Here is a 25,412-nt window from a genome sequence, read left to right as displayed (position 1 = left end):
TTCCGTTGCTCTAATCTGTGAACTCCCGAACCGGTGCTTTGCTTCCGGTTCGGTTTTTATTGAATACAATTTCTGACTTCTGATATCCAATACGCTTTCTGCCCAACAATTGACGCAATGCTACATTTCATGAGAATTGGCATTCCCTAAAAAAGATATCACAGGCTGCTTTAATTGCTCATAAGCGCGCTTTGCCGGCACGTACTGTGGGAATTGGTTCATTATACGGTCAAGAATCATACGCGATAAATTCTCATCCCCACGATTCCATTCATTTAATGCATCAAAGTACATCAAATCTGCGGGCTGACCTGCGGTGACGGGTGTCTGATTAATCACTACTGGCTCAATGAAACTCACACGCTCTTGCTGTTGAGCATCCAGCCACTGCAGGATCTTGCGTGCCTGCTGACTTCCATTTGCACTGGCTTGCTGCAGCAGCCGCTTCCCTTCATCAGGCTTGTGTTCCCCATTAATCCCATCAAAATAAATAACCCCTAATTGATATTGAGCATAAGTGTTATTGTTTGCAGCCAGCTCCTTATATAATTCAGCCGCTTTTTGATTATCTTTAGAAACACCCAACCCATATTGATGCATGCGGGCCAGTGCAAGCTTCGCCTTTTCATTCCCTTTGCTTGCAGCCTGTTGGTAATAATTGACTGCGTTGACAAAATCAAGTTTGGTGGCCACACCTGTTTCCGATAATAACCCTAATTTATAAAGTGCATCACCATCACCCAGCTCAGCAGCCTTTTTGTACCAATAAAGAGCCTGTTGCTCATCACGTTTATCCCCTGCAAGTCCATGAAAATAAAGATCCGCCAGTTGGGTCATGGATTTTTTATGTCCTGACTCCGCAGCTTTACTATAGAGAACCTTCGCTTTGGCGTAGTCAACCGGCACACCCTTGCCATCTTCATAAATAAGAGCCAAATTAAATTGACCCACCTTATTATTTTTTTCCGCAGCCAACTGATAATTTTTATGTGCCTTTTGATAATCATCATCTACGGTGTCATAAATAAAGCCAAGGGCAACCGCCGACTTAGGGTAGTTCGACTCAGACGCGGCATACCATTTTCTTGCTTCATCATAATCAGGTTTCTTACCTATCTTGCCTAGTTGATACAATTGTCCAAGCAAATATTGGGCGATTGGCTGCCCTTGATCCGCAGCCAAACCATACCATTTGGCAGCCAGCTCTGAGTCAACCTGCCCCCCTAGTCCTTTATCGTATAAATAAGCTAATTTTAACTGACCTTCCTTATCCCCTCTCTCGGCAAAATCCTGATAAATTTCTCTTGCCTGACGCATTTTATCGGGGTCATCAGCCTGGGAAAGGAAATAATCTGCCATTAGCAAACCCGCCGTACTATTACCAGCCTGACGCGCTTTGTTAAGTTCTGGAAAGAAATTCTCCCCTACTTCATGCTTCAATACGGCAAGGTTAAGGTTTGCATAGGAGAATCCTTCATCAGCCGCCTGTTGCAATAAGGATTTTCCTTTTTCCAGATCCTGGTTAACGCCAATACCCTGGCTGTAATAGGTACCCAGAATAAAGGCACTCACCGGACTCATCGCAGCCTGTTGATACCAATATAATGATTCCACAGGATTAGCAGGTACAGCAATGCCTCGTTCAAACATAATACCCAATAGAAGCGCAGCATTTCCATTGCCAGCCTGGGCTTCTTTTTTAGCTACTTCAAACGCATGAAGCTGTTTTTCAGGATCCTCGTCCATCGCCTGATAAAAAGCCAATGGTAAACTGGCCTCAACTACCCCGTTATTCACCGCCCCCTGGTAGAGCCGCTTAATCAATTTCGTACGGTTACGTTTGGCTGCCACACTCAAATCACCTTTTTGGTGCCTGGCAAAATATTCTGCCAAACGATATTCAGCAGGCCCATAATGATTAGCGGAGGCAAGGTAATACATGGCCATTGCCTGTTCAATATTAGGATAAACGATCATTTTGCCATTGGGATCTTTAAATCCTTTCTCATAAATATTTGCCAGGGCGTATTGAGCATAGGCATTTCCTTTGAAAGCGGCATCAATTAACCAGTTAATTCCCTGCTGGTAATTCACCGGATCGGTTTGCCCTTCCAAATACAAAATACCTAAATTATACTCGGCGCGCACATCCTGCTGAGTGGCAGCCAATTGATAATAAGTAATCGCTTGCTGAGGATTTTTTGCCACCACAACGCCATAATGGTAAAGCTGTCCTAACTCAAATTGGGCATCGGCTTCGCCAAGAATTGCCCGTCCATACAATTGACTAAGGATAGCCTGATAATTCGCCTGATGCTGCCATCCTTTTGCCATCTCCTCCAGATAATTAAACGGTTGAGGGCCAGCCTCATCAGGATAGGGAATCCCTTCTTCTGCCATAGATATCCGTGGCGTATGCCTTAATACTAACGACTCATTTTTTCGCAATGCCTCAATCTGCGACTCCAAAGGATAACGCGGGAATGTCCAGGAAGAAGCCTGTGCGCCGCTTAGAGTGGGCGCAATCACATCAAAATAGTCAGTGATAGCAATTTCCTCAGGTTTTGTCATCACAAATTTCGGTTTATAAAGTTCAGTCCGAGTCACTTTTTCCATTTGCGGTGCAGTATTATAATTATTTTCTTTCAATGCCTGTGGATTTTGCCAGGCACTGTAAATTCCACCCAAACGATAACCATCGATATCAAAATGATCAGCTTTATCATTTGTTAACCATCTGGCCACCTCTACACCTGGATCTGGCTGAACCCGGGAAGCTGTTTCCTTCGCTTTTTGTTGCCACTGGTCAGCAAGCTTAGTGTCAACAGCAACGCCCTTACCCTCCCGATACATCTGTGTGAGTCTCTCCTGAGCCTTGCCAGAACCACTCTGTGCGGCATGCAACATCCACATAAATGCCGTTTTCGGGTTATGAATAGCCGTGTCAGGTTGTAAATATAATTCTGCTAAAGCTAAAGCGGCTTGTGGATCATTCTCGGCAGCTGCTTTAGTGAACCAATCTTTGGCAGCCTCAAGGTTATTTTGCTTAATTGCCATTTCACCTAATTTCAGCATCGCAGGAGGGTATTTTTTTGCGGCCAGTTGTTCCAGTAATTCCTGGGACTTACTATTGTCCCTCCCGACTAAAGTGCCACTGGCATAAAGCTCAGACAGTGTTAACTGTGCTTTCGGGTTCCCTTGTTCCGCAGCTTTGTTCAACCATATTAAACCAAGCTTTTTGTTTCTTGAATCGCGGCTCCCAAGAAAGTATTCGCCCAGCGTATATTGCGCAATCGGATCACCACTTTTGGCCGCATCAATATAATAGCGCCTGGCCAGATCCGGATTTTTTTTCGTTCCAAATCCAAATAAATAGGCTGCTGCACAATACATTTGAGCACGGACATCACCTGCTGCTGCAGTTTTTTTAAACCAGTGCAACGCCTTTTCAGGATCCCCTGCTTCAATCAGATAATAGCGGGCAAGTAACTGTTGCGCAGGCAAAACACCCTTTTCAGCCGCCCGTTCAAAATGACGTAACGCCAAGGTATTGTTTTTCAATTCACCAAAACCATATAAGCGCATACGGCCCAGATAATAATCCGCTATCGGGTCTTTATTCGTTTGATTAATGAGTGCTTGTGCAGCTAATGGATAATTCCCCTGGCGGTAAGCGTCAAGCCCGTTGATCGCATAAACAGCCTGACTTCCTGTTGCTGCAACTAAATAAAACCATGGTACGAATGATTTCATGGTATTTCCCCTCATTTATGTTACCGCTATCAGCGGCTTATTTATTGTGCTGGAATAATGCCATACTGCACTACTTCTCTTATTGCGCCATTTCTTGTGTTACTGTGCACTATCCAGTAATTACCCCGATTATTAAGGCCAAAACGCACATTTGTATACTCACAAACCCGCAGACTATCCGAGCAATCTACAATTTTTCCATAAGATTGCTTTCCGTCTGGAACAGTACATATGAATTTCACCTGCTTTTCACTGGTAGCAAATACAGCCCACTGCCGGGGATTGATTGCATGATTCAAGAACATGCTGCGGGAGCTTTCACCATCCCGCATTTGATAAAGATTGACTTTCTGATTCAACGTATTAAATAAGAAATACATCGATTGCCTCGCCCCGGATTCCTCCGGGAAAAGTCGCAGGATTTTTAACTCAAACTTATATCCGATATCCCGGCAGCCCAATGGATTTCTACTGTCTTCAACCTCCTTAGGTTCCTTCGCTGCAAAAGCGCAGATCCCCATAGACAAGAGAGACAGCAAAAGAATACTTTTTAAAGGTGTTTTTATTAGAGTTTTCATTATCTTTTCCCACTTGCATTAGTCATAATTGGCCGAACAATTACCTTAGTCCCCAGATGATCATTTCTCTCGCTGGATAATTCTATAAACTCATGGTTCAACCATTGTGCATCACGGGTAAACATGCGAACACAGCCATGACTTGCCCTGTATCCAGGAACATCATGTGAACCATGCATAGCGAATCCTTTATGGAAGTACATGCAGTAAGGCATCTTTGCTCCACCCCGCCCGATAGGAAATATATTTGAGCGGCATTTCTCATTTTCCTTACTGAAGACGCGAAAAATCCCTGTCATTGTCCTGCAGGTTTTGCTGCTATTATCAGAACACTTATCACTACCAGAAGAAATAGGTCCCCATTTGAGTAACTGACCGTCTACATCAAAGGCTCCCCACGCCAGCTTATCCTGATCAACGATAATTTGCTTTTCCCCCCCGGTATCTATCCTTAAAGGAAAAGGAGCAAAATCAAGGAGCGTTTTTTGTTCTAAATTACGAGGAACAGCAATCTCCTTTCCCGCCCACAAATAATTATAAGTACGGTTTAAGCGCTGTACGATATCTCGCTGTTGTTCGTCAGGGAACAGTTTTTCCCAGGATTGGCCTCCTTTAACCTTGATACACTCATACTGTGGGTATGCACAAAGCGCTGTTCCATAATAACCTGTCGCATTCGCAAGGAATGCCGGTATCATCAGTGCAATCACTTCTATTAACTTTTTCATCGTGATCCCCCAGTCTCATTGTAATTGTTATGAAGCAAAAAGCGTGCTCAATAAAAACTGTTACTTCTAAGATGTATTTCGGTAATCTGTACAAAAAGTTTAGTGAATGGACAAAATTTAAAATAAAAAAATAATTTATCTATAAATCATAGGGTTAATAAACTGATGTAAATCATCAAGGATGAAAGTGCTGATAGATTCGGATTGCCAGTTCCTGGTTAATACCGTTGACCTTGGCGATTTCATCTACAGGTGCACGAGCTATTTCACGCAAGCCGCCAAATCGGCGTAACAACGCTTGCCGCCGTTTGGGCCCTACTCCTTCGATTACCTCCAAGGAAGACTCAAGGCTGGCGCTTTGACGTTTTTTGCGGTGGGATGAAATGGCAAAACGATGGGCTTCATCACGAATATGCTGCAGTAAATGCAATGCAGGGGAATCGGCAGGTAAACTAACTTCCTTATCCTGCGTAACCAGAATTAAACGCTCCCACCCTGCTTTACGCTCAGGCCCCTTGGCAATACCAAGCAGTGTCACACTGTTGATTTGTAATCTGGCAAAAACTTGTTTTGCAACAGCAACCTGTCCCTTGCCACCATCAATAATCAACACGTCCGGCAAGCGATGCTCCTGAAGCAGATGCTTAAACCGGCGCGTGATGGCCTGCTCCATGGCGGCATAATCATCCCCAGGGGTGATCCCATGAATATTGAAACGGCGGTATTGATTCTTACAAGGTCCTTCCTGGTCAAAAACAACACAGGAGGCGACTGTTTCCTCACCTTGCGTATGACTTATATCAAAGCACTCCATACGCTGAACAGGCTCTTTCCGTTGCAGAAATTCAGCCAGCGCTTCATACCTGGCTTTCATCATGGAGGATGAGGCCATATGATCGGTAACAGCCAGATGTAAGTTATTATGAGCGAAATCCAACCAACGCGCCCTCAGGCCACGGGGCTTTGTCTGAATCTGACAGAATTTACCACGTAACTCAATCAACATAGCCTCAACGGTTTTAAGATCTGCAACAGGTTGATCGGTGATAATCAATGCAGGGATCCGTTCCGGCATATCAAGATAGTAAAACGCAATAAAGGCTTCAAAAACTTGCTGCCATAATTCATTCTCAACTGATTCTTCGGCAAAACCCTGCTGAGGCACGGAAGGAAAAAAACTCTGACTGGCCAATATATGACCATCACGTACCGTGACACATTGAATGCAGGCGAACCCAGGCCTGGCTTCAATTGCAATCACATCAGCATCACCTCGTAACTGGGCAATACCTTGCTGCTCCTGTACCAATCGCAGGCTTTTGATTTGATCGCGTAAAACGGCTGCTTCTTCGAACTCTAAACGAGCAACTGCTTCCTCCATGCGTTTCGCTAACTCTTCAAGAATAAGCTGACTTTTCCCCTGCAAAAATCGACTCGCGTCTCTTATCGACTGATTGTAATCTTCAGTAGAAATATACCCTGTACAAGGAGCGCTACAACGCTTGATCTGATACTGTAAGCAAGGCCTGGAGCGAGCATTGAAATAGCTATCCCGGCAATTGCGGATTTTAAATATTTTCTGAATGGCACTTAAGGTTTCACGTACCGCTGCCACGCCAGGATAAGGCCCGTAAAACTCTCCTGTCTTGGGTTTTTTCTTGCTTCGATAAAGCTCCATACGAGGAAATGGGTGGTTACTGACATGAATGTAAGGGTAGGTTTTATCATCACGCAACAGAACGTTATACTTGGGGCGCAGAGATTTGATTAAATTACTTTCCAGCAATAAAGCTTCCGTTTCACTTCTGGTAACACTGACTTCAATAGAAGCTATCTGACTCACTAAAGAACGTACTTTGGCTCCTGTGTTCTGTTTATTAAAATAGCTGCCAACACGTTTTTTTAAGTTACTGGCCTTGCCCACATACAAAACAGTACCCTGTTCATCCAGCATACGGTAAACGCCCGGCAGGCTGCTAAGATTCGCTATAACAACCGTCAGATCGGAGGATAAAGAATTATTATTCATAGACAACAAGCTTTGTGCGAATTAATAGAAGAATGGGGACATTATAGCTTATAAGCTTTATTTACTATTCTGCAACTCGTCATGCAGAGCATCATTAGGTTGTTCAATAATCCGGTGCTTCATTGCCAGAAAGGTAAGTTCGACATCGTTTTTAATTCCCAGCTTTTCAAACATGCGATAACGATAGCCATTGATCGTCTTAGGGCTTAAAAATAACCTGTCCGCTATATCCTGGACAGTCATCCCACTGGTAATCATCAGCATTACCTGCATTTCGCGTTCTGACAACAAGTCAAAAGGCGAGTCCTGAGCCGCATCAAGACTATTGATTGCCATTTTTTGAGCTATTTCGGCACTTAAATATTTTTCACCCCTGGCAACCTTGCGAATAGCAGCAGCCATTTCTTCTGCTCCTGATTCCTTGGTTAAATAGCCCATTGCCCCTAACTGAAGAACCCTTGTTGGCATGGGCTCAGCACACATCGCAGTAACAGCAATCACTTTTACCTGCGGATGAGACTTCTTAAGCCTCCTGGTCACTTCCCAGCCATCAATACCGGGCATTTTCATGTCAAGCAAAACCACATCTGGCTTATGAGACTTCACTAAAGCCAAAGCTTGCTCTCCACTATCAGCATCAGCCACTACTTCTACATCAGGCAAGTCATCCAATAATCGTCGAATCCCCATTCTTACCAGGGCATGGTCATCAACAATTAGAACTTTTATCAAGCAATGCTCCTTGACTCATAGCCAATGAACACAAACGTGTATCGATATTATCAAGACTAACCGGCCATTACAATTGGAATTGATTCAATTATTGCCTGTCCATCCAGTGATTCTACAGCGAAGTAATGAATCCTTAACTACTAATTATAGCCGATTGTGAAAGAACCACTTAACAAGCCAGTATATGAATGCTGGGATTATTTTCATCTACCGGAAAAAAAGGAGGATACTCCCCTAGCTCCCTTGCACGCTGAATAAATTTAAGAATGTCAGATTTAACAAAATCATAGAGCATCTGATAATCATCAATAACAAAATAAACAGGTTGCAGTCTGTCAATTCGATAGGGCATACGGAAGGCAACGACCGGATCAAAAAGTACGCGCATGGCTTCATCACTTTCCACGCTATAAGGTGTTTCACTAATTGAGGATAAAATCCCTCCCCCATAAGCGCGTAATCCTTGCGTTGCTTTAATCAAGCCAAATTCAACAGTAAACCAGAAAAGACGTTGCAGCAAGGGCCACTCATGCTCAGGAAAGCTTAAAACCTTGCAGGCATAGTTATGGACAAATTCAGCATAGACAGGATCGGTCAGCATAGGACAATGGCCAAATAATTCGTGAAAGATATCCGGTTCCTGTACGTAATCTATTTCTTGCTCACAGCGAATAAACGTTGCTGCGGGAAAACGACGTTTCGCCAGAAGTTCAAAAAATTCTCGTGCTGAAATTAACGCCGCTACAGGAGCGACCTCCCAACCTGTCAATGCCTGAAGACGGCGGCTTACCTCGGGCAACTGCGGAATATATTCAGCCGAAAGGCCAAGACTACTTAACCCTTGCACAAACTCATCACACGCCCTTCCCGGGATAATTTTCATCTGGCGCTCATACAATATTTGCCAAATACGATGCTCCTCGGATGAATAATCCACCATACCCTGGGCATCAGGTTGATGGGAAACATAACGGCTGACAAATTGCATAACAACTCCTGAATGCTATTGGCATGCAGGTTTTTATCCAACAAGTTATAAAGACAAAAACCAAATGCCCTTATCAAAAATAGTAAATTAGAATCACTAAATCAGGGGCGATTAAAAGTGCGGTTTTCCTGGCCGACGCCCCGCAATCACCCCTCAAGATCGCTGGATCCCGTTGTCAGCCGCGGGATGTCGAGACTCGTTGGAATAAACCAACTAGAATCACTATATTAATCGTACCCCTTAAATTATAGTGCTTTGCCTGCCCATGCAATAATTTTTATTGGCTGAAGGGTACGATTAAAACTGCGGTTGGTGTTAATTAAGCCCGGATGGAGCGCAGTTTTAATCGCTCCCGAGGCTGCCCCAGCACTGAATAATAATTAATCATCGCCTTTATCCCTTCTGGTACGTTGAATTTGGGAAAGAGGGATCAACGTTTCTATTCCCTGCTCAAGCCGTTGTTGTTCCCCCTTCCATGCATGACCATAGATAACTTCATAGGTCAGTGGATATTTATCATTCGTGCATAAAGTCTGATAAGCTTTTTCAAAGGCTTGCCAGGATTGTTTGCCTGTTAGCCCTTCATTGCGCTTGCGATTAATATTTCGTACTCCCTGTGCCTTCAGGCTTATTAACAGCTGCTTTAGATCAGAGTAATGTACAGCCAGTATTTCCATGTCCACTACCGGATCAATAAAATATTCCCTTAACAAGCAGTCACCAATATCATGCATGTCCATGAATTCGTTAGTATGAGCATAATGGTCAGCCTCAAGCCATGCCTGCTTCAATTCCTTAAATGTATCAGGCCCCAAAGTAGAGAACATGAGGCAACCCTGTCGGTTCATGACACGGTTTATTTCGCGAAAAACGCTTTCCATGCTCGACCAATGCACCACTTGATTGGTGAAGATGAGATCAAACAAGCCAGAGGGAAAAGGAAGCTGTCCCATATCCGCATTAATGAGTGGCCATTTGCGTCGCCATCCTTGCTTCTTTTTCGCTTCACGCAACATAGCACAGGCTAAATCAACGCCTACCACCTCTGCCTGAGGATAAAGTTTTTTTAACTTGGAGATGAAAAGTCCTGTACCACAACCCAAATCAAGTACATAACGCGGTTTAATCTTCAGATAGTACAAACGTTCAAACAGCCGCTCACCAATCTCATGTTGTACTTTGGCTGCCTGTTCATACTCTGCAGCATGCTTGTTAAATGTATTGCAAATTTCTGTTGTTGAATTCATCATGGAAAAGGAAGTTAAGTTAGGAAACCCAATACTCGTGCATCAGAAAATAATCAGTATAACACAGATGCTGCGTTTGCCCTCTGTCTGTGTACTTTGTAATCAATACCATCACCAGCCTTATGCTGTCTGCCAGGCCTGCTGTGAATTTTTTAAAGCCATTGGTCCAGCCTGTCGTTACTGTGCTTTTCCCTTACCCGATGAAAATTTCCTGGTCTGTGGTCAGTGCAGCAGATTAAAGCCGGCTTTCGACCGAACTTTTGTCGCCTATCGCTTTGAAGAACCACTAAGAAACTTATTACACGAGTATAAATACCATGGGGGGCTGTATTTACGAAATTTTTTAGTAAAGCTCATGCTGGACGCCATAGCCAATACCCCGATAACGACCCAATGCTTAATACCCGTTCCCTTACACCCAAAGCGATTAAAGCAACGTGGGTTTAATCAGGCTGCTGAATTTTCAAAGTTGCTGGCAAAGCATTTAAATGTCCCTTGTGCACTGACAATTTGTAAAAAAATACGGCATACTCAACCTCAGGTTAACCTCAGTGGCAAAGAACGAAAACAAAATTTGCATCATGCCTTTCAGGTAAAGGCAACCGCTTATCAGCATGTAACACTGGTAGATGATTTATTAACCACCGGAAGCACGGTCAATGAACTGGCTTCCCTGTTGAAAAAACAGGGGGTTTCCCAAGTTGATGTGTGGTGCTGCGCAAGAGCAGCAGGCGACTGAGATGATACAAGTGCTAATGGAGGTACCGCTGCAGGTCGTTTAAGAGAAGTTGCACCAACAATACTGCAAAAAAAATGACTGCCAGGCGATGCAGCAGAACCTCCATCGCGACAGAGACAGGTTTCCCTCGAATTTTCTCTAACAGCGCATAAACAATCGAACCACCGTCAAGGCCAGGAACAGGGAATAAATTAATAAGTCCAACAGCAAGACTTAAACTGGCAATAAAATATAAAAAAACAGTAAAGCCCTGAAGAAAAGAGCCGGTTGATGCAGCAAATAAACCAATTGGCCCCAGCAGTAATGAAAAAGGAATCATCCCCGTGAGTAATTGCTTGAGCATTACCAGAAAAAACACCAGCAAGTGCATGGAATTCGCTACTGCTCGATAAGCAGCATTCACCACAGATTTGCTTTTGACCTCTTCCTGATGCTCCTTTGCGGAATCAGGTATAATTCCCAGACCCGACAGTAAGGAATCATCCTGCCTGTTATAGCGCCATTGACTTAAATCCAGGCTGGTTTCACGCACATTGCCCTGATTGTCCTTAAAAGCCACCGGCACATTTTTTTTGCCAAGAGCCATGATCAGGAGCATCCCCGCTTCCCGCCAGGAATCCGTTTTCTTTTGCCCCATACTGATTAAACGATTTCCTGATTCAAGACCTGCCTGTGCAGCAACGCTATGAGGGGCCACATCAAGAATAACAGGAGGACTGTGTTGGTAACCGATTAAAAATAACCAGGTTAAGGCCAGCCAGGCGACCAGTAAATTGGCCAAGGCTCCTGATAAGAGAATAATACAACGAATCCACACAGGTTTTTGATCGAAACAAAGCGGTAACTCTTGTGGCGAAACAGGTTGGATGCGTGAGTTTAGTAATTGCACATAACCGCCTAAAGGCCAAATAGCCCAAACCCACTCCTGATCGGATTTTCCTTTCCAGGTAATGAGCAGTTTGCCAAACCCAATGGAAATCCGCTTTATTTTTACAGAAAAAATCCTTGCGGCTATTGCATGTCCTGCTTCATGGATGCCTACAACCAGGATTAAAGTCAATATAATCGCAGGCAAGGACAATAGCATCTAATTCTCCATTAACGTGTATTATCGACCACTAACTGCAAAAAAGGTTGTCCCTGTCGTCCTGTCAACTCATACCCTCTCCGGTAAACTTCAAAAGTCCGATAGGGTGTATCAGTTTCGCTATCAACTAACTCCACGTCATTTCCGTTTCTGTCCACTAACGTTACTGTAAGGCGCATTTCCCTGAAATGTTCGATATGATAACGCTCCTTAAACAACCGTAACACATTTAATAAGCTTTCAGCAGCCTCTTCACTATCGTGATTACCTTGAAAAATTATATTCATTTAGGGCCCCTCTCAGGATACCTTTCCTGGACATAAGTAGGTAAGCTTATTAGCGGCGAAAAGTAAAAGTACTTGAGTTTTATCTTATCTCTACAAATCTCGCTGCTAATAGTTTACAATTCCAAGATTATTCTGATGCTACCCTGTAAATTCTATGGTATTTATTGCCTGTGGGCTAAATCATAAAACCGCACCGCTTGAGGTACGTGAAAAAGTCGCCTTACCATTGGCAATGCAAGATAACTTGCTAAACAATCTGGTTGATTTGCCTGTAGTCAATGAAGCAGCCATTCTGTCGACCTGCAATCGTACCGAGATTTATTGCGAAACCGAAAAACCGGAAAATATTGTTCCCTGGCTTGCCTCTCAGCACCAGCTGGCACCGGAATCACTCTCCCCCTATCTTTACCTTTATCATGGACATCAAGGTATCCGCCATACTTTACGTGTCGCCAGCGGCCTGGATTCGATGATGTTGGGAGAGCCACAGATTCTTGGGCAAATGAAGCAGGCATATCAACATGCCTGTAATCTTGGCACAGTAAAAACCAATTTAAGGCGTGTATTTGAATACGTGTTTAGTGCCAGCAAGCGAATCCGTAACCGCAGTGGTATTGGCAACAACCCTGTTTCTGTTGCCTATGCAGCCGTCCAGCTGATAGGGCAAATTTTTTCAGACTATAAGAAACTTAAAGTATTTATAATTGGCTCAGGAGAAACCTCTACCCTGGTTGCAAAATATTTACACAAACAAGGCGTGAGACATTTCCTGATTGCGAGTCGTACCAAGGATAATGCCAGACAGTTAGCTGCTGCTTTTGACGGAGAAGCACTCACTGTCGGAGATATTCCGGAGTATCTTTCTCAGGCAGACGTTATCGTTTCTGCCACTGCCTGTCCTCTTCCGTTTATCAATAAAAGTCTGGTGGAACACGCCTTAAGCAAACGGCAACAGGCTCCAATGTTCTTTCTGGATTTAGCAGTTCCAAGAGACATTGAGGCAGAGGTTGCCGAACTGGATGCGGTTCATCTGTATAATATCGATGATCTGCACTTGATGATTGAACAAGGTATGGATGAGCGTCGTGAGGCTGCCCTGCAAGCTGAGCAATTAATTGATGGAGAACTGGATAACTATATTCGCTGGCATCGTTCGCTGCGAGCGAAAGGGATTATCTGTGATTACCGCACACAGATGCAGAATCTGGCACAACAGGAATTGCTGAGAGCCCAGAAAAAATTGCTGGCAGGGCATAGCCAGGATTTAATATTACAGGAATTTTGCGACCGCCTGGTTAATAAATTAGCCCATCAGCCAACGGTAGGATTGCGTCAGGCAGCCTGGGATGGTCGTGAAGATCTGCTTGACCTGGCGAATTATTTGTTTAATCCACTTCATGATTCAATTCCCCTATGAAAAAATCACTTGAATTAAAACTTGAACAGATGCTTGAGCGCTTTCAAGAAGTCAGCCGCCTGCTCTCTGAACCTGCCATCATTACTGACCAGAATCAATTTAAAAGCCTGTCGAAAGAATATGCCCAGCTAGAGCCTATAGCCAACTGCTATAATGACTATGTTCAAGCCCGTAACGATCTTGCCTCTTTACAAGAGCTTCTCGCCGGTGACGACAAAGAACTGGCGTCTATGGCTGAAGATGAATTAGAAGGCGCTGAGGAGGCAGCCAATAAACTTGAAGAGGCACTGCAGTGGCATCTTGTCCCTAAGGATCCGGATGATAACCGGAATGTTTATCTTGAAATACGGGCAGGTACGGGAGGCGATGAAGCGGCAATTTTTGCCGGAGATTTATTCCGTATGTATCATCGCTATGCTGAAACTCAGGGTTGGCAAGTTGAGGTTATCAGTGCCAGTCATGGGGAACATGGAGGCTATAAGGAAGTTATCGCTCTCATAAGCGGCCAGGATGTTTATTCCCAATTAAAATTTGAATCAGGGGCACACCGTGTGCAACGGGTACCAGAAACCGAGTCCCAGGGTCGGGTGCATACTTCAGCCTGCACAGTCGCTGTAATGCCTGAAGTAGATGAAATTGACGAGGTGGAAATTAACAGTGATGAGCTGAGAGTTGATACCTATCGTTCATCAGGGGCTGGCGGCCAGCACGTCAATAAAACAGACTCAGCCATTCGCATCACCCATTTACCGACAGGTATTGTGGTGGAATGTCAGGATGAACGGTCCCAGCATAAGAACCGCGCCAAAGCGCTGGCACTATTAAAAACCAGACTGCTCGACGCAGAACAAAGCAAACAAAGGCAGCAGCAGGCAGAAACCCGTAAATCATTAGTGGGCACAGGGGATCGTTCTGAACGTATCCGGACTTATAATTTTCCTCAGGGAAGGCTGACTGATCATCGGATTAACCTTACACTTTATCAGCTTCCAGATATCATTGCCGGCAATTTGTCGCCGGTTGTTGAGGCTTTACAACGTGAGCATCATGCAGAATTGCTTGCCGAGCTGGGTCGTCATGATGGAAATTAGAGGGGCACTCTCCCAGGCCGCAGCACTGCTTGAAAATAGTTCCAGCGCACACCTGGATGCGGAAATCCTGCTCGCTCATGTATTGATAAAAAACCGGGCTTATTTATACGCTTATCCTGATGCCAAGTTAAATCCGGTTCAATGGCAAACGTTCCAACAATTAATTAATCAACGCGCACAAGGAGTTCCTGTTGCCTACTTAACAGGTATACGAGAGTTCTGGTCTTTGCCACTAAAGGTGTGTGAGGATACCTTGATCCCTCGACCAGAGACTGAACTACTGGTAGAGCTTACACTTAAGTTGCTGACAGACAGGAAGGAAGCTCAGCTACTCGATCTGGGTACCGGCAGCGGTGCTATTGCTTTAGCCTGTGCTTCAGAACGGCCTGGCTGGTATATTACGGCCTGTGATTGCAGTGAGGGAGCACTACGAACAGCTGAGGAAAATGCAGCAAGATTAGGAATCCATAATGTTTTCTTTTATCACTCGGACTGGTTTGAAAAAATAGGCTCCACATTGTTTGATGCCATTGTTGCAAACCCCCCTTATATTGCCCTGAACGACCCTCACTTGATGGAAGGGGATGTGCGTTTTGAACCCCAGCTGGCCCTGGTTAGCGGCAACGATGGCTTAACAGCCATTGAGCACATTATTAAGCATAGCCTTGCCAGACTCAAACCAGACGGTCTATTATTACTGGAACATGGTTACGATCAACAATCTGCAGTCAGATCCATGTTTAAAGAATACGGATATAAGAAGATTGAATGTTGGCAAGATTGGCAAGGGAATGACCGTATAAGTGGCGGTAGACGAATAATTAGTTGATGGTAAACCTGATTTTTGATATACCTAGCGGTTTTCAATCGCATGCCATGGTGGCTTGTTGATAGGATGCAACAGCAGGAGGCATAGATGCCAGAGCAAACAATTGATTCAACCAACGAGAGTATACACAACGTGAAAAATGACGCCGTTAGCAGTATGGGAATAGCCCCTTATCAAGAGATTGAGGGCGAAGAGTATATGAATGACAAACAGCTGGCACATATTGAAAAAATATTGCTGGCCTGGCGCCAATCATTAATGGAAGAAGTTGACCGAACAGTAACTCATATGAAGGACGAAGCGGCTAATTTTCCTGACCCCTCCGACAGAGCCAGTCAGGAAGAAGAATTCAGCCTTGAGCTAAGAACACGTGATCGCGAGCGCAAGCTGATAAAAAAAATTGAAGATGCCCTTGAAAGACTGCGGGATGACGATTTTGGCTATTGTGAAGCATGCGGGATTGAAATCGGTCTGCGCCGACTGGAAGCGCGCCCGACAGCCACCCTTTGTATTGATTGCAAAACATTATCCGAGATTAAGGAACGTCAAAACCAAGGAGGTTAGAGACTTCCAGAGTACTCTCCTGTGGATCCTGCGGTCAATGCCGTGGGATTTCGCGTTATAAAAACTCACTGATCTATACTCAAGATACATCACAGCACCCTAGCCCTGCAATGCCACCTCTATCTTTTCTGCGTACCGGGCTACTGCCCCTTTGTTTTTTTCAAGAACCAGGGTGGCATTTCTGACGAGGCTGTTTTTCCTTTCTTTATCCTGATGCAGGCTGACAATCCGCTCAATCAATTCATTGACATGACGAACTGACTCAATCGCCTTTGCTTCCATTAAATCGCAGCAGATTGTTTTAAAATTATGAATATAAGGGCCAGTCAATACAGGCACCTCCATCGCTATTGGCTCCAGGACATTATGTCCACCAACCGGAATTAAACTTCCTCCGACAAAGGCATAATCACTAACCTGGTAAAAACCTAATAACTCCCCTAAAGAATCCAATACAATGACTTCATTATCAGGCTTAAGCGTATCAATTTTGCTGCGAAGGCCAGTATTAAACTTCATTTGACGGCTTAATTGATAAATTTGCTGGAAGCGTTCCGGGTGACGAGGCGCGATTAATAACAGTACATCAGGGATGGCTGCCTGCAATGTTCCTAAACCTGACAAGATAAGTTCCTCTTCATTATCATGGGTACTGGCAATGATTATAACTGTCCGGTGACTCCCCCATCTTGTTTTTAATTGCCTAAAAACGCCAGGATTGGCAGCCTGAGTTTGCAAATCAAATTTGATGTTGCCGACTACCTGTACTTTTTCCTTAGGCGCTCCAAGTGCCTGATAGCGTTTAGCATCATCCTCACTTTGGGTTAATATCGCGTCAAACTGGCCCAGCATCAGCTGAAAAAAGAATTTTAACTTTTTATATCCCTGATAAGAGCGTTCGGAAAGGCGGGCATTGACCAGAAAAAGGGGTATCTTTGCCTTATGCGCATAATAAATCAGGTTAGGCCATAGTTCCGTTTCGACAAAAACCACTGAGCGCGGCCTTATGTTTTTATAGAACCGCTTAACAATCCAGGGTAAATCATAAGGAACATACTGGTGGGTAATGCTAGAGCCAAAGCGCTGACGAACCTGCTCCGAGCCGGTAGGTGTCATTGTAGTGACCATAATTTTCCGCTGCTTTCCCAGTAAAGCATTAATTAACGGGGTTACGGCAATCACTTCACCTAACGACACCGCATGAATCCAAACATCAACGCCGTCTTGAGGTACTTTATTGAGCGCAAAGCGTTCGGAAATACGTCGCCGATAGGATGGTATACGCTTCCCTTTCCACCAAAGCCTTAATAACAACCAGGGTACCAGGAGGTACATCAGCAATGAATAGGCTTGTCGCATAATTTACCTAGCAAAAAAGAAGCAAGTATAATCTTTATTTTCGAATAACGTTAAAAAATTTTATACCAGAAGCACAACATCCAAAGATTAAGTAATGATATGGGCGCATCCTCTCCTGGTTTCGACAGACAAGAAAAGGAGAATGCACAGAATCTAAATAGAAATAAAAAAATTTAATTTCAGAATAATTTAATCTTCTGGGCTTATAATTAAAATTAAGTCAGGCTGGTTATTACTATCGCCATGGGATTATCTAAATGAATTTGCGTGAATTTTTTACTCACTATCATTGGTGGGGAAAATTAATTGGGGCTTTTTTTGGTTACCTGATAGGTGGGCCAGCCGGTGCATTGTTTGGTATCTTAATCGGTAATTTTTTTGATCGCGGCATTATTGAGCATTTTACCCGTCCCCACTGGCATTACCATAAAGAAAAGAGAAAAGCGGTCCAGAAAATTTTTTTCCAGGCCACTTTTTCAGTGATGGGTCATATCGCTAAAGCCGATGGCCGTGTCTCCGAGCAAGAAATTGAGATGGCAAAAACATTAATGGATGAAATGCGCCTTGGCCGAGAGCAAAAAACCCAGGCAAAACGCTTTTTTAGTGAAGGAAAGGCGGCTAACTTTGATTTAGGCAACATAATCAGCCTGTTGCAACAAGTATGCCATGACAATCGTGAATTATTAAAGTTATTTATTGACATTCAATATCGCGCCGCCCAATCTGGTGGTTTATCGCCCGAAAAAATCCTGGCACTCAATATAGTACTGGGACGTCTTGGCTTTGCCCCTCTCCACCAGCAATATCGTTTCTATGAGGATCCAGGTGCCTATGCTTCACAATCTTCAGGAAGGTCCTACCAGAATTCCTCACATAAGCAGAGTAATTACCAAACACCATCCCATACACTGGCGCATGCTTATGCTATTTTGGAAGTCGATAAAAATGCCGGCAGACAAGAGGTAAAGCGAGCCTATAGACGCCTGATTAGCCGCAATCATCCCGACAGGCTAATCGCACAGGGCTTGCCTGAACAAATGATTAAAGTGGCCAATGATAAAACTCAGAAAATTCGTAAGGCTTACGAACAAATCTGTGCCAGTAAGGGATGGTAGCCCTCTTAGGAGGAAGCAAGCTGTCTCTGGCCAGATGTACGCTTAATTGTTTTTTCGGGCAACAAAAATACCAATCCTCCCGCCACGATAAGAGAAAAAGGAATAATCAAAAGCGCTTTTTGATAAGCGCCAAGCAGGTTGCCCGAATGCGCAAGATTCAGATCAAGAAGTAATCCCACCAAAGGTTGCATCAAGGGGGCAGTCAGCATCGCCAGGGTATTAGTAAAACCCGTACAGGTTGATAATGATTCGGCAGGAGCCAGTTCATTGGCAATAGAAAAGGAAAGCATGTAGGCACCACAGCAAACCCCAATCAAAAACATTAAGCAAGCCAGGATAAACGCGCTTTGGACAGGCAGGTATAAAACGGCAAAAATTAAACCGGCTGTAGACAGACAAGAGCCAACCATCAAAGGCCTTCTAGAGAAAAAGTTAACCAGCCGACCAAAAAGAGGGCAGCTTACAGCGGCACCTAAAAAAATCATTGCAGCAACAATACTGCCCTGCCTCAAACTACAGGATAATTTAGCCTGAACAAAAGGAACCGCCCACATGGCGCCAAAAACGGTAATCACCGTAAAGCTTAATCCTACAAATATTCCGTTAACCCAGGCTTTGCCATTGGTTAAAATTTTCAATAAATTTTTCCTGGAATTAAATACCTTGTCTTTTTTCACATCATCAGGGATATAACGCCAACAGCAATAGGCGATACCAAAGCCAACGAGGGCGGTACTGTTAATAAAACTGCGCCATCCCCACTGCTCAATGAGTGCCCCCATACTTATCATACCGAGCATGGTAATAATAAAGCCCAATGTTTCTGATAAACCCATCATGAAACCAAAATGTTTCAATGGAAAATGTTGTCTTAATAAATGAGATAAACCGACAAAGGCAAATGCAGATCCTGCACCGATTAACATACGACCGATCATCAGAAGAAAAAAGTTGTGGCTATGGGCAAAAAACACACACCCAACACTGCACACAAGCACGTTTGCCGTCAACAATAAACGCGTACTTTTACGATCGAAAAGCATCCCCACCGGAATTTGCATGCTCGTGTACACATAATAAAAAGCACTACTCAAAATACCTGCCGCAAAAGCAGAGATCCTCATTTCATGCATAATGGCACCAATTACCACGCCAGATGACAATTGCAGGAAAAATTGAAACAATACAAAAGATACGCCCAGCAACCAAATTCCATAACGATGGTTTTTACTTGCAAAAGATACACTACTTTCGGTCATTAATTCTGCTATATGATAAAAAAGAGAGGACTATACACAACTTCTGCTGGATTGGGTATATACCCAAGGTACTTCAAAAGGCTAATTTTTAGACGAATCAACTTTTTTTGACCATCAGATGTTTAAACACGAGGAATAGCAAGCTCTATTGTGAATGTTTAAACGTCTGATGGGCGGAAAAATGGATAGTATAAAAATAGCATTTTGAAGTACCTTGGGTATATATTCCGCTTTAAGGAAGCAACATGAACTTACGTGACTTACAGTACTTTGTTACATTAGCCGAAGTAATGCATTTTGGTGAAGCTGCCAAACGTTGCCATATTAGCCAGCCCACCCTGAGCATGCAAATAAAAAAGCTTGAAGAGGAGTTAGGCATTACCCTCTTTGAACGAACTAACAAGCAAGTGATGTTGACCGACAGTGGCCGTACTCTGGTTGGTAAAGCACGTCAAATCCTGACGCAGGCAGCTGAAATGAAGGATGTTGCCCGAGCAGCATCGGATCCTTATTCCGGTGAATTACGGCTTGGTGTCATTCCTACCCTCGCGCCCTATCTGCTGCCTCATGTCATGCCGGAATTTCAAACTTCTTTTCCCAGATTACGGGTGTGGCTTCTTGAAGAAAAAACGCATGAACTAGTCGATAAATTAGCTTCGGGTCAGCTTGATGCAGCAATAATGGCAACACCCGTGGAAGCAGACTTCTCCAAACAAATTCTTTTTGAAGAACCGTTTTATTTTGCATCCGCTTTTGACCCAATTAACAAAAATCAAACAGAAATGCAGCTTACTGGCTTGGCAGGACAGCCCATCATGTTGCTGGAGGAAGGCCATTGCCTGCGCGAGCAGGCAATGGAAGTCTGTAAACTGGCCAAAACAGAGACCCGGGTAGACTTTACTGCCACCAGCCTTGAGACATTGCGCTTGATGGTTCAAGCGGGTATTGGTGTGACACTTTTACCCGCATTAGCAGTTTACAATAATAAACCTGATAACTTGCAGTGCATTCCTTTTGCTAAACCAGCCCCTTTTCGCACAATCGCTCTCTACTGGAGACCAGGCTCAGTAAAAAGCGACTGTCTGCAGGCTATTGCAACATTAATTCGCGCTAAAGTTCATCAATTATTATAAGTAACTCATGTTACGCACATGCGATTAAGAGCCTGGATAGAGCGCAAGCGAAATCCAGGGGCATGTGTTTATTATCAAGCTCCGACCCCTGATTTCGCCGGCGCTCCATCCGGGCTTTCAAGGAAAACCACAGTTTTAATCGCACCCTTTTTACTTATCTAATGTGACCAGGATTAAATTTTTGTTATATACTTTGTCTAAAAAGCGGGAGTAACTATGGTAAGGGATGCCAAATTCAAAAAAAACAACAAGGCACACAAACAAGCGCTTGGCCTAATTAACAAACCTGAACAGCCCACTGGTGCCAGACAGACTTATGAACGGATTGCCTGTGTATTTCAGGGCGGCGGGGCGCTTGGAGCCTACCAGGTCGGTGCTTACCGTGCAATTCATCAACAAGGCTATGATCCTAATTACCTGGCCGGAGTCTCTATCGGTGCGATTAACAGTGCCATTATTGCCGGAAATCCGCGAGAAACGCAGATCGAAAAATTACTGGAATTTTGGGATACCATTGCCCCAAAGCTATGGATTGATTTATTCACTCATTATGATGCCTTTGATTTTACCCACCATTGGCATAATCGCATCGGAGCACTTCACTCGTTATTTTTTGGTTTGGACGGTTTTTTCAAGCCAAGGCCGCTCCCCCCGACTGCCTTGAATCAGGATACACCAGATAAATTAAGTTATTACGACACCTCAGAATTACGTAGTACACTCGAACGGTTAATTGACTTTGACCGCATTAATGAGAAAAAAATCACCCTCTGCCTGGGATCGGTAAACATCACTACAGGTGAAATGGTGTTTTTTAATAATCAAATGATGACGATTACTGCGGATCACGTTATGGCCAGTGGTGCTTTACCGCCTGGATTCCCGGCAATCAAGATAGGTGATGATTATTATTGGGACGGCGGCATTTATGCCAATACCCCCCTGGTTACTGTACTCGATGCCTTACCCGAACAAGATACCCTTTGCTTTGTGGTTGACTGTTTTAGTTTGAAGGGGCCTTTGCCTAACACTATGGATCAACTTGAAGAGCGGCAAAAAGACATTCGCTATGCCAGTCATTCACGGCGCCTAACCAATGTTTATACCAGCCGCCAAAATTTACAGGCAGCCATTAATTACTTAGGTCAAAAACTGACACCAGAAGCCAAAAATGATCCTGAAGTAAAAAAAATACTGGAATTAGGGCATGAAAAACGTTTTAGTGTAGTGCATATCATTTATAATGGAACTCCCTTTTCGCATTCATTTAAAGATTATAACTTTATCCGTTCAGCGATTAATTTCCGCATGGAAACCGGCTACAAAAATGCAATGGCAGTACTTAATAACCCTGAGTGGGAGAAAAAATCAGATAAAAAATTATCCTGTTCAATCTATGGGGTAACCTCTGATTACTTTGAGCAACATTAGGTGAGATGTTGGTTGCCTCTGTCTCGATGGAGCGAAAAGACCATAGTTGCAGTCAATGAATAAATGAAGGTACCTGCTCGCCTTAATAATTGCTAATCAAAATATCCATACTACGGATCACTAAAGCGGATTTATGAGCAGGATCGGGAGTCATAACAATCGCTGTGATATCAATTCTGTTATGCAATTCAGGAATAAAAAAGGATTGATGAACGCGCCAGCAGCTCGCACCATAACAATCTTTAGGTGAAATAATCACTGCAGGAGAAACTGGCGCAGGATTTAAAACAAGCTTTTTATCATGGATTGGATGTAGATGATTTTCAAAAAAAGCCTGCATGGGTCTCCAGGCTGCTGGCAAAAAATGTTTCCGCACGTTGACAGCCTGAGATATATCCGCATGATAGCCAACAGATAAGGTGATCCTCAAGGTCCGCTCAGTCCATTTGCTTACTTCAAGAGGAGTATAGGCATAGGTAAGGAAGGGGAAAATCAAGAATAGTATTAAGAGACTATGAAAATGAGAATGACTCATGGTATCCATCCTTTTCTCATTTAACAACCCAAACTGACCAGGAAATGCCTTCTTCCCTCCAGAATACAGGGTTATTTTCAAAGTATATAATTTATATTATAGCAAAAGAAACACAGGCAATTTACCTATCCTGCGAGCAAAGCCGCAGGATAGGTAATCAATCATGGATAACATTGAATTTCTGAATACCTACTTTTTAGGTTCAGGCATTCTTTCACTGCTGTTTCTGAAAACAGAAGAGGGATGATGGGGGGGTATTGTTTTTCCCTGAGAACCATTTCCTATGATTGGTGCCTTACGTTCAGAAACCATCCTGCTTTCAACGCCAGGGACTCTGCTTACCCCCATAGAAGGCTTATTTTCTGGCATGATGGTTTTGCTGACAGCCATCGTGGCATGACTAACCGCCTTGGCTACTTTATTAGGAAAATTCTTTGGATTCTTGTCAGCTGCTTTATTTTTAGCAGTTACCGTTTTTGAAACGGATTTTGAAGAAGCAGCTGTTTTACTTGCTGATTTGCCTGACGAAGACTTCTTAGGTGATGCTTTCGCTTTACCAGGTTTGGTAGAGGGAGAAGCCATTTTACTTGATGATGCGGCTTTCCTGGCTGAGGCAGTACTCTTTTTTTGCGAAGAGGATGCTTTTTTTACTGTTTTTGCAGTTTTGACTGTACTTGATTTTGCGATAGGGCTGTTTTTTGCTTCCTTAGTCATTGAAGAAATTGCCGCTTCCATGATCTGGAAAGACTGCCGCATATAATCAAGCATCTGATTACTATGCTCCATCGCGAATTTAATCTGGTTATCAAGAAGTTTTTGGGGCTGCTGCAAGTCAGATAGCTGCAGGGATCTGCCATGCTGCAAATTTTGCCACGTCCTTAAGTTTAGCGCCATCATTGATTGAAATGGTTTTTGCATTTCAGTCATCATGACAGACCAGCGTTTTAAAAAATCCTGATTCATTATTATCTCCATATGTTGCGTTGCACTACTTCAGCCTAGCTGATTAATTAAAAATTTGCGAATAATTTATAAAATTTTTTCTTAGTAGAAGTAACCTTGGCTAAGACATCAAAATTTATCCATCACTTCCTGTAAATGTTTCACTGGTTCAACCTCAATTGCAAAACCATGTTTAGGGGCATTGGCAAAGGGGATGATAGCCCGTTTAAACCCATGCTTTACCGCTTCACGCAAACGTTCCTGACCACTTTGTACCGGTCTGATTTCACCAGCCAATCCCACTTCACCAAAAATAATCGTCTCTCGATTGAAAACCTGATTTCTTAGGCTGGAAACAACAGCTGCCAATAATGCCAAATCACTTGCAGTTTCTGTAACTTTGACTCCACCAACCACATTAATAAAAACATCCTGATCAAAGGTAGCTATGCCTCCATGGCGATGTAAGACAGCGAGTAAAATTGCCAAACGGTTATGTTCAAGTCCTGCAGTGATACGTTTTGCCTGCTGGCCATGAGCCTCATCAACTAAAGCCTGTACTTCCACAAGCATCGGGCGGGATCCCTCCCAAGTGACCATCACGGCACTACCCGGGGTTGGTTCTGGTTGACGCGATAAAAAGATGGCAGACGGATTAGCCACCTCCTTTAATCCCCTGTCCGTCATTGCAAAAATACCCAATTCGTTAACTGCCCCAAAACGATTTTTAATCGCACGGATCACTCGAAAACGGCTATCACTCTGTCCTTCAAAATACAAGACACTGTCGACCATATGTTCAAGTACCCGCGGGCCTGCCAAAGCACCCTCTTTGGTTACATGGCCGACTAAAAAGACTGCAGTTTGAGTCATTTTAGCAAAGCGTACTAATTGCGCTGCAGATTCCCTGACCTGTCCAATGCCCCCTGGTGCAGAACTTAGCGTTTCGGTAAAAATAGTTTGTACTGAATCAATAACCATTATCCGGGGTGTTTCTTTTTGTGCATGGGCAATAATTGTTTCCACCTGTGTCTCAGCAAGCAAACATAATCCGGCAAGCGGTAATTGCAGCCGCTTAGCCCGCATGGCCACCTGCTGTAAAGACTCCTCACCCGTCACATAAAGTACTTTTTGCGTCTGGGACAGGTTGGCAATCGTCTGTAGCAGCAAGGTAGATTTCCCTATTCCCGGATCTCCTCCAATTAATACCACTGAACCATCAACCAGGCCGCCACCCAGCACTCGATTCAACTCCGATAATCCGCAATCCATCCGGACTTCATTATTCAGAACAACATCCTCCGCCAATGTTACAGCAGAACGTTGATTAGCATAATGGCCTAAACGTATATTACGACCCGTAGATACAGTACGTTCCTCATTAACTGAGTTCCAGGCGCCACACTGCGTACACTGGCCAGCCCATTGAGAAAATATAGCGGCACATTGACTACAAATAAATTTGACTTTTTCTTTCATGCATTGGCTCGATGTCTGGCAGATACAGTAAAATAAATCAGTTGAAACTAAAACTACAGCCAGTATACTCCATAATTTACTCAAGGTAGG

Annotated in this window: 22 protein-coding genes; 8 read left to right on the top strand and 14 right to left on the bottom strand. The window is 43.8% G+C overall.

Annotation, left to right across the window (positions count from 1 at the left end; translation table 11 throughout):
- Nucleotides 1-120 precede the first annotated feature (120 nt).
- From E1O65_RS03920 to bioC, 7 genes are all read right to left on the bottom strand, one after another.
- Nucleotides 121-3,753 carry an SEL1-like repeat protein gene (locus E1O65_RS03920; protein WP_133132285.1) on the bottom strand — a complete coding sequence of 1,211 codons (3,633 nt, stop codon included), beginning with the start codon at nt 3,751-3,753 and terminating at the stop codon, nt 121-123.
- A gap of 41 nt (nt 3,754-3,794) precedes the next feature.
- Complete coding sequence (locus tag E1O65_RS03915) at nt 3,795-4,331, bottom strand: endopeptidase IV (RefSeq protein ID WP_133132284.1); 537 nt, start codon at nt 4,329-4,331, stop codon at nt 3,795-3,797.
- The gene (locus E1O65_RS03910) at nt 4,331-5,029 is read right to left on the bottom strand and encodes a L,D-transpeptidase (RefSeq protein WP_242601534.1); all 699 of its coding nucleotides are present in this window, start codon (nt 5,027-5,029) and stop codon (nt 4,331-4,333) included. Before E1O65_RS03910 ends, E1O65_RS03915 begins: the two co-directional genes overlap by 1 nt.
- A gap of 205 nt (nt 5,030-5,234) precedes the next feature.
- The gene (gene uvrC, locus E1O65_RS03905) at nt 5,235-7,088 is read right to left on the bottom strand and encodes an excinuclease ABC subunit UvrC (protein WP_133132282.1); all 1,854 of its coding nucleotides are present in this window, start codon (nt 7,086-7,088) and stop codon (nt 5,235-5,237) included.
- A gap of 57 nt (nt 7,089-7,145) precedes the next feature.
- Nucleotides 7,146-7,820 carry a two-component system response regulator LetA gene (gene letA, locus E1O65_RS03900; RefSeq protein ID WP_133132281.1) on the bottom strand — a complete coding sequence of 225 codons (675 nt, stop codon included), beginning with the start codon at nt 7,818-7,820 and terminating at the stop codon, nt 7,146-7,148.
- 169 nt (nt 7,821-7,989) lie between these two features.
- Nucleotides 7,990-8,808 (bottom strand): phenylalanine 4-monooxygenase, encoded by an 819-nt coding sequence (gene phhA / locus E1O65_RS03895; RefSeq protein WP_133132280.1) that lies wholly within the window; start codon nt 8,806-8,808, stop codon nt 7,990-7,992.
- Nucleotides 8,809-9,188: 380 nt separating this feature from the next.
- A complete protein-coding gene (gene bioC / locus E1O65_RS03890) occupies nt 9,189-10,055 on the bottom strand; it encodes a malonyl-ACP O-methyltransferase BioC (protein ID WP_133132322.1) in 867 nt (288 codons plus the stop codon).
- 37 nt (nt 10,056-10,092) lie between these two features.
- On the opposite strand from bioC, the gene E1O65_RS03885 reads away from it, so the two are divergent.
- A complete protein-coding gene (locus tag E1O65_RS03885; protein WP_242601533.1) occupies nt 10,093-10,794 on the top strand; it encodes a ComF family protein in 702 nt (233 codons plus the stop codon).
- Between the two features lie 13 nt (nt 10,795-10,807).
- On the opposite strand, the gene E1O65_RS03880 is transcribed toward E1O65_RS03885, so the two are convergent.
- A complete protein-coding gene (locus tag E1O65_RS03880) occupies nt 10,808-11,881 on the bottom strand; it encodes a site-2 protease family protein (protein ID WP_133132279.1) in 1,074 nt (357 codons plus the stop codon).
- 11 nt (nt 11,882-11,892) lie between these two features.
- Nucleotides 11,893-12,168 carry a hypothetical protein gene (locus E1O65_RS03875; protein ID WP_133132278.1) on the bottom strand — a complete coding sequence of 92 codons (276 nt, stop codon included), beginning with the start codon at nt 12,166-12,168 and terminating at the stop codon, nt 11,893-11,895.
- A 154-nt stretch (nt 12,169-12,322) separates the two neighbouring features.
- Here E1O65_RS03875 and hemA point away from each other — a divergent pair, with 154 nt between their 5' ends.
- The 4 genes from hemA to dksA all read left to right on the top strand — a co-directional run bounded on the left by hemA (nt 12,323) and on the right by dksA (nt 16,069).
- A complete protein-coding gene (hemA, locus tag E1O65_RS03870) occupies nt 12,323-13,585 on the top strand; it encodes a glutamyl-tRNA reductase (RefSeq protein WP_133132277.1) in 1,263 nt (420 codons plus the stop codon).
- Nucleotides 13,582-14,676, top strand: coding sequence for a peptide chain release factor 1 (prfA, locus tag E1O65_RS03865; protein ID WP_133132276.1), 1,095 nt, complete (start codon nt 13,582-13,584; stop codon nt 14,674-14,676). The genes hemA and prfA overlap by 4 nt, the downstream gene beginning before the upstream one ends.
- The gene (gene prmC / locus E1O65_RS03860; RefSeq protein WP_133132275.1) at nt 14,663-15,505 is read left to right on the top strand and encodes a peptide chain release factor N(5)-glutamine methyltransferase; all 843 of its coding nucleotides are present in this window, start codon (nt 14,663-14,665) and stop codon (nt 15,503-15,505) included. The genes prfA and prmC overlap by 14 nt, the downstream gene beginning before the upstream one ends.
- A gap of 87 nt (nt 15,506-15,592) precedes the next feature.
- Nucleotides 15,593-16,069: an RNA polymerase-binding protein DksA gene (gene dksA, locus E1O65_RS03855; protein ID WP_133132274.1), complete on the top strand. Its 477-nt coding sequence runs from the start codon at nt 15,593-15,595 to the stop codon at nt 16,067-16,069.
- Between the two features lie 99 nt (nt 16,070-16,168).
- Here the strand turns inward: dksA and waaA are convergent, their stop codons facing one another.
- Nucleotides 16,169-17,428, bottom strand: coding sequence for a lipid IV(A) 3-deoxy-D-manno-octulosonic acid transferase (gene waaA / locus E1O65_RS03850; protein WP_133132273.1), 1,260 nt, complete (start codon nt 17,426-17,428; stop codon nt 16,169-16,171).
- A gap of 257 nt (nt 17,429-17,685) precedes the next feature.
- Between waaA and djlA the strand changes: the two genes are divergently transcribed.
- The gene (gene djlA, locus E1O65_RS03845; RefSeq protein WP_133132272.1) at nt 17,686-18,543 is read left to right on the top strand and encodes a co-chaperone DjlA; all 858 of its coding nucleotides are present in this window, start codon (nt 17,686-17,688) and stop codon (nt 18,541-18,543) included.
- A gap of 5 nt (nt 18,544-18,548) precedes the next feature.
- On the opposite strand, the gene E1O65_RS03840 is transcribed toward djlA, so the two are convergent.
- On the bottom strand, nt 18,549-19,802 hold the full coding sequence (locus tag E1O65_RS03840) for an MFS transporter (RefSeq protein WP_133132271.1): 1,254 nt from the start codon (nt 19,800-19,802) through the stop codon (nt 18,549-18,551).
- A 245-nt stretch (nt 19,803-20,047) separates the two neighbouring features.
- Here E1O65_RS03840 and E1O65_RS03835 point away from each other — a divergent pair, with 245 nt between their 5' ends.
- Entirely contained in the window at nt 20,048-20,935 is an 888-nt protein-coding gene (locus E1O65_RS03835) for a LysR substrate-binding domain-containing protein (protein ID WP_133132270.1), read from the top strand.
- Between the two features lie 216 nt (nt 20,936-21,151).
- Entirely contained in the window at nt 21,152-22,366 is a 1,215-nt protein-coding gene (locus E1O65_RS03830) for a patatin-like phospholipase family protein (protein ID WP_133132269.1), read from the top strand.
- Nucleotides 22,367-22,448: 82 nt separating this feature from the next.
- On the opposite strand, the gene E1O65_RS03825 is transcribed toward E1O65_RS03830, so the two are convergent.
- From E1O65_RS03825 to radA, 3 genes are all read right to left on the bottom strand, one after another.
- Complete coding sequence (locus E1O65_RS03825) at nt 22,449-22,901, bottom strand: hypothetical protein (protein ID WP_133132268.1); 453 nt, start codon at nt 22,899-22,901, stop codon at nt 22,449-22,451.
- Between the two features lie 189 nt (nt 22,902-23,090).
- Nucleotides 23,091-23,864, bottom strand: coding sequence for a hypothetical protein (locus E1O65_RS03820; protein WP_133132267.1), 774 nt, complete (start codon nt 23,862-23,864; stop codon nt 23,091-23,093).
- Between the two features lie 108 nt (nt 23,865-23,972).
- Nucleotides 23,973-25,322, bottom strand: coding sequence for a DNA repair protein RadA (gene radA, locus E1O65_RS03815; RefSeq protein ID WP_133132266.1), 1,350 nt, complete (start codon nt 25,320-25,322; stop codon nt 23,973-23,975).
- Nucleotides 25,323-25,412: the final 90 nt, after the last annotated feature.

The organism is Legionella sp. W10-070, from assembly GCF_900640175.1.
GTDB lineage: Bacteria > Pseudomonadota > Gammaproteobacteria > Legionellales > Legionellaceae > Tatlockia.
This window is presented reverse-complemented; position numbering and strand designations above follow the sequence as displayed.

What these genes read in the sequence shown, in the direction of transcription:
- E1O65_RS03920 (WP_133132285.1), bottom strand. Translation starts at nt 3,753, where the DNA reads ATGAAATCATTCGTACCATGGTTTTATTTAGTTGCAGCAACAGGAAGT.
- E1O65_RS03915 (WP_133132284.1), bottom strand. Translation starts at nt 4,331, where the DNA reads ATGAAAACTCTAATAAAAACACCTTTAAAAAGTATTCTTTTGCTGTCT.
- E1O65_RS03910 (WP_242601534.1), bottom strand. Translation starts at nt 5,029, where the DNA reads ATGATACCGGCATTCCTTGCGAATGCGACAGGTTATTATGGAACAGCG.
- uvrC (WP_133132282.1), bottom strand. Translation starts at nt 7,088, where the DNA reads ATGAATAATAATTCTTTATCCTCCGATCTGACGGTTGTTATAGCGAAT.
- phhA (WP_133132280.1), bottom strand. Translation starts at nt 8,808, where the DNA reads ATGCAATTTGTCAGCCGTTATGTTTCCCATCAACCTGATGCCCAGGGT.
- bioC (WP_133132322.1), bottom strand. Translation starts at nt 10,055, where the DNA reads ATGAATTCAACAACAGAAATTTGCAATACATTTAACAAGCATGCTGCA.
- E1O65_RS03880 (WP_133132279.1), bottom strand. Translation starts at nt 11,881, where the DNA reads ATGCTATTGTCCTTGCCTGCGATTATATTGACTTTAATCCTGGTTGTA.
- E1O65_RS03875 (WP_133132278.1), bottom strand. Translation starts at nt 12,168, where the DNA reads ATGAATATAATTTTTCAAGGTAATCACGATAGTGAAGAGGCTGCTGAA.
- hemA (WP_133132277.1), top strand. Translation starts at nt 12,323, where the DNA reads ATGGTATTTATTGCCTGTGGGCTAAATCATAAAACCGCACCGCTTGAG.
- prfA (WP_133132276.1), top strand. Translation starts at nt 13,582, where the DNA reads ATGAAAAAATCACTTGAATTAAAACTTGAACAGATGCTTGAGCGCTTT.
- prmC (WP_133132275.1), top strand. Translation starts at nt 14,663, where the DNA reads ATGATGGAAATTAGAGGGGCACTCTCCCAGGCCGCAGCACTGCTTGAA.
- dksA (WP_133132274.1), top strand. Translation starts at nt 15,593, where the DNA reads ATGCCAGAGCAAACAATTGATTCAACCAACGAGAGTATACACAACGTG.
- waaA (WP_133132273.1), bottom strand. Translation starts at nt 17,428, where the DNA reads ATGCGACAAGCCTATTCATTGCTGATGTACCTCCTGGTACCCTGGTTG.
- djlA (WP_133132272.1), top strand. Translation starts at nt 17,686, where the DNA reads ATGAATTTGCGTGAATTTTTTACTCACTATCATTGGTGGGGAAAATTA.
- E1O65_RS03840 (WP_133132271.1), bottom strand. Translation starts at nt 19,802, where the DNA reads ATGACCGAAAGTAGTGTATCTTTTGCAAGTAAAAACCATCGTTATGGA.
- E1O65_RS03835 (WP_133132270.1), top strand. Translation starts at nt 20,048, where the DNA reads ATGAACTTACGTGACTTACAGTACTTTGTTACATTAGCCGAAGTAATG.
- E1O65_RS03830 (WP_133132269.1), top strand. Translation starts at nt 21,152, where the DNA reads ATGGTAAGGGATGCCAAATTCAAAAAAAACAACAAGGCACACAAACAA.
- E1O65_RS03825 (WP_133132268.1), bottom strand. Translation starts at nt 22,901, where the DNA reads ATGAGTCATTCTCATTTTCATAGTCTCTTAATACTATTCTTGATTTTC.
- E1O65_RS03820 (WP_133132267.1), bottom strand. Translation starts at nt 23,864, where the DNA reads ATGAATCAGGATTTTTTAAAACGCTGGTCTGTCATGATGACTGAAATG.
- radA (WP_133132266.1), bottom strand. Translation starts at nt 25,322, where the DNA reads ATGAAAGAAAAAGTCAAATTTATTTGTAGTCAATGTGCCGCTATATTT.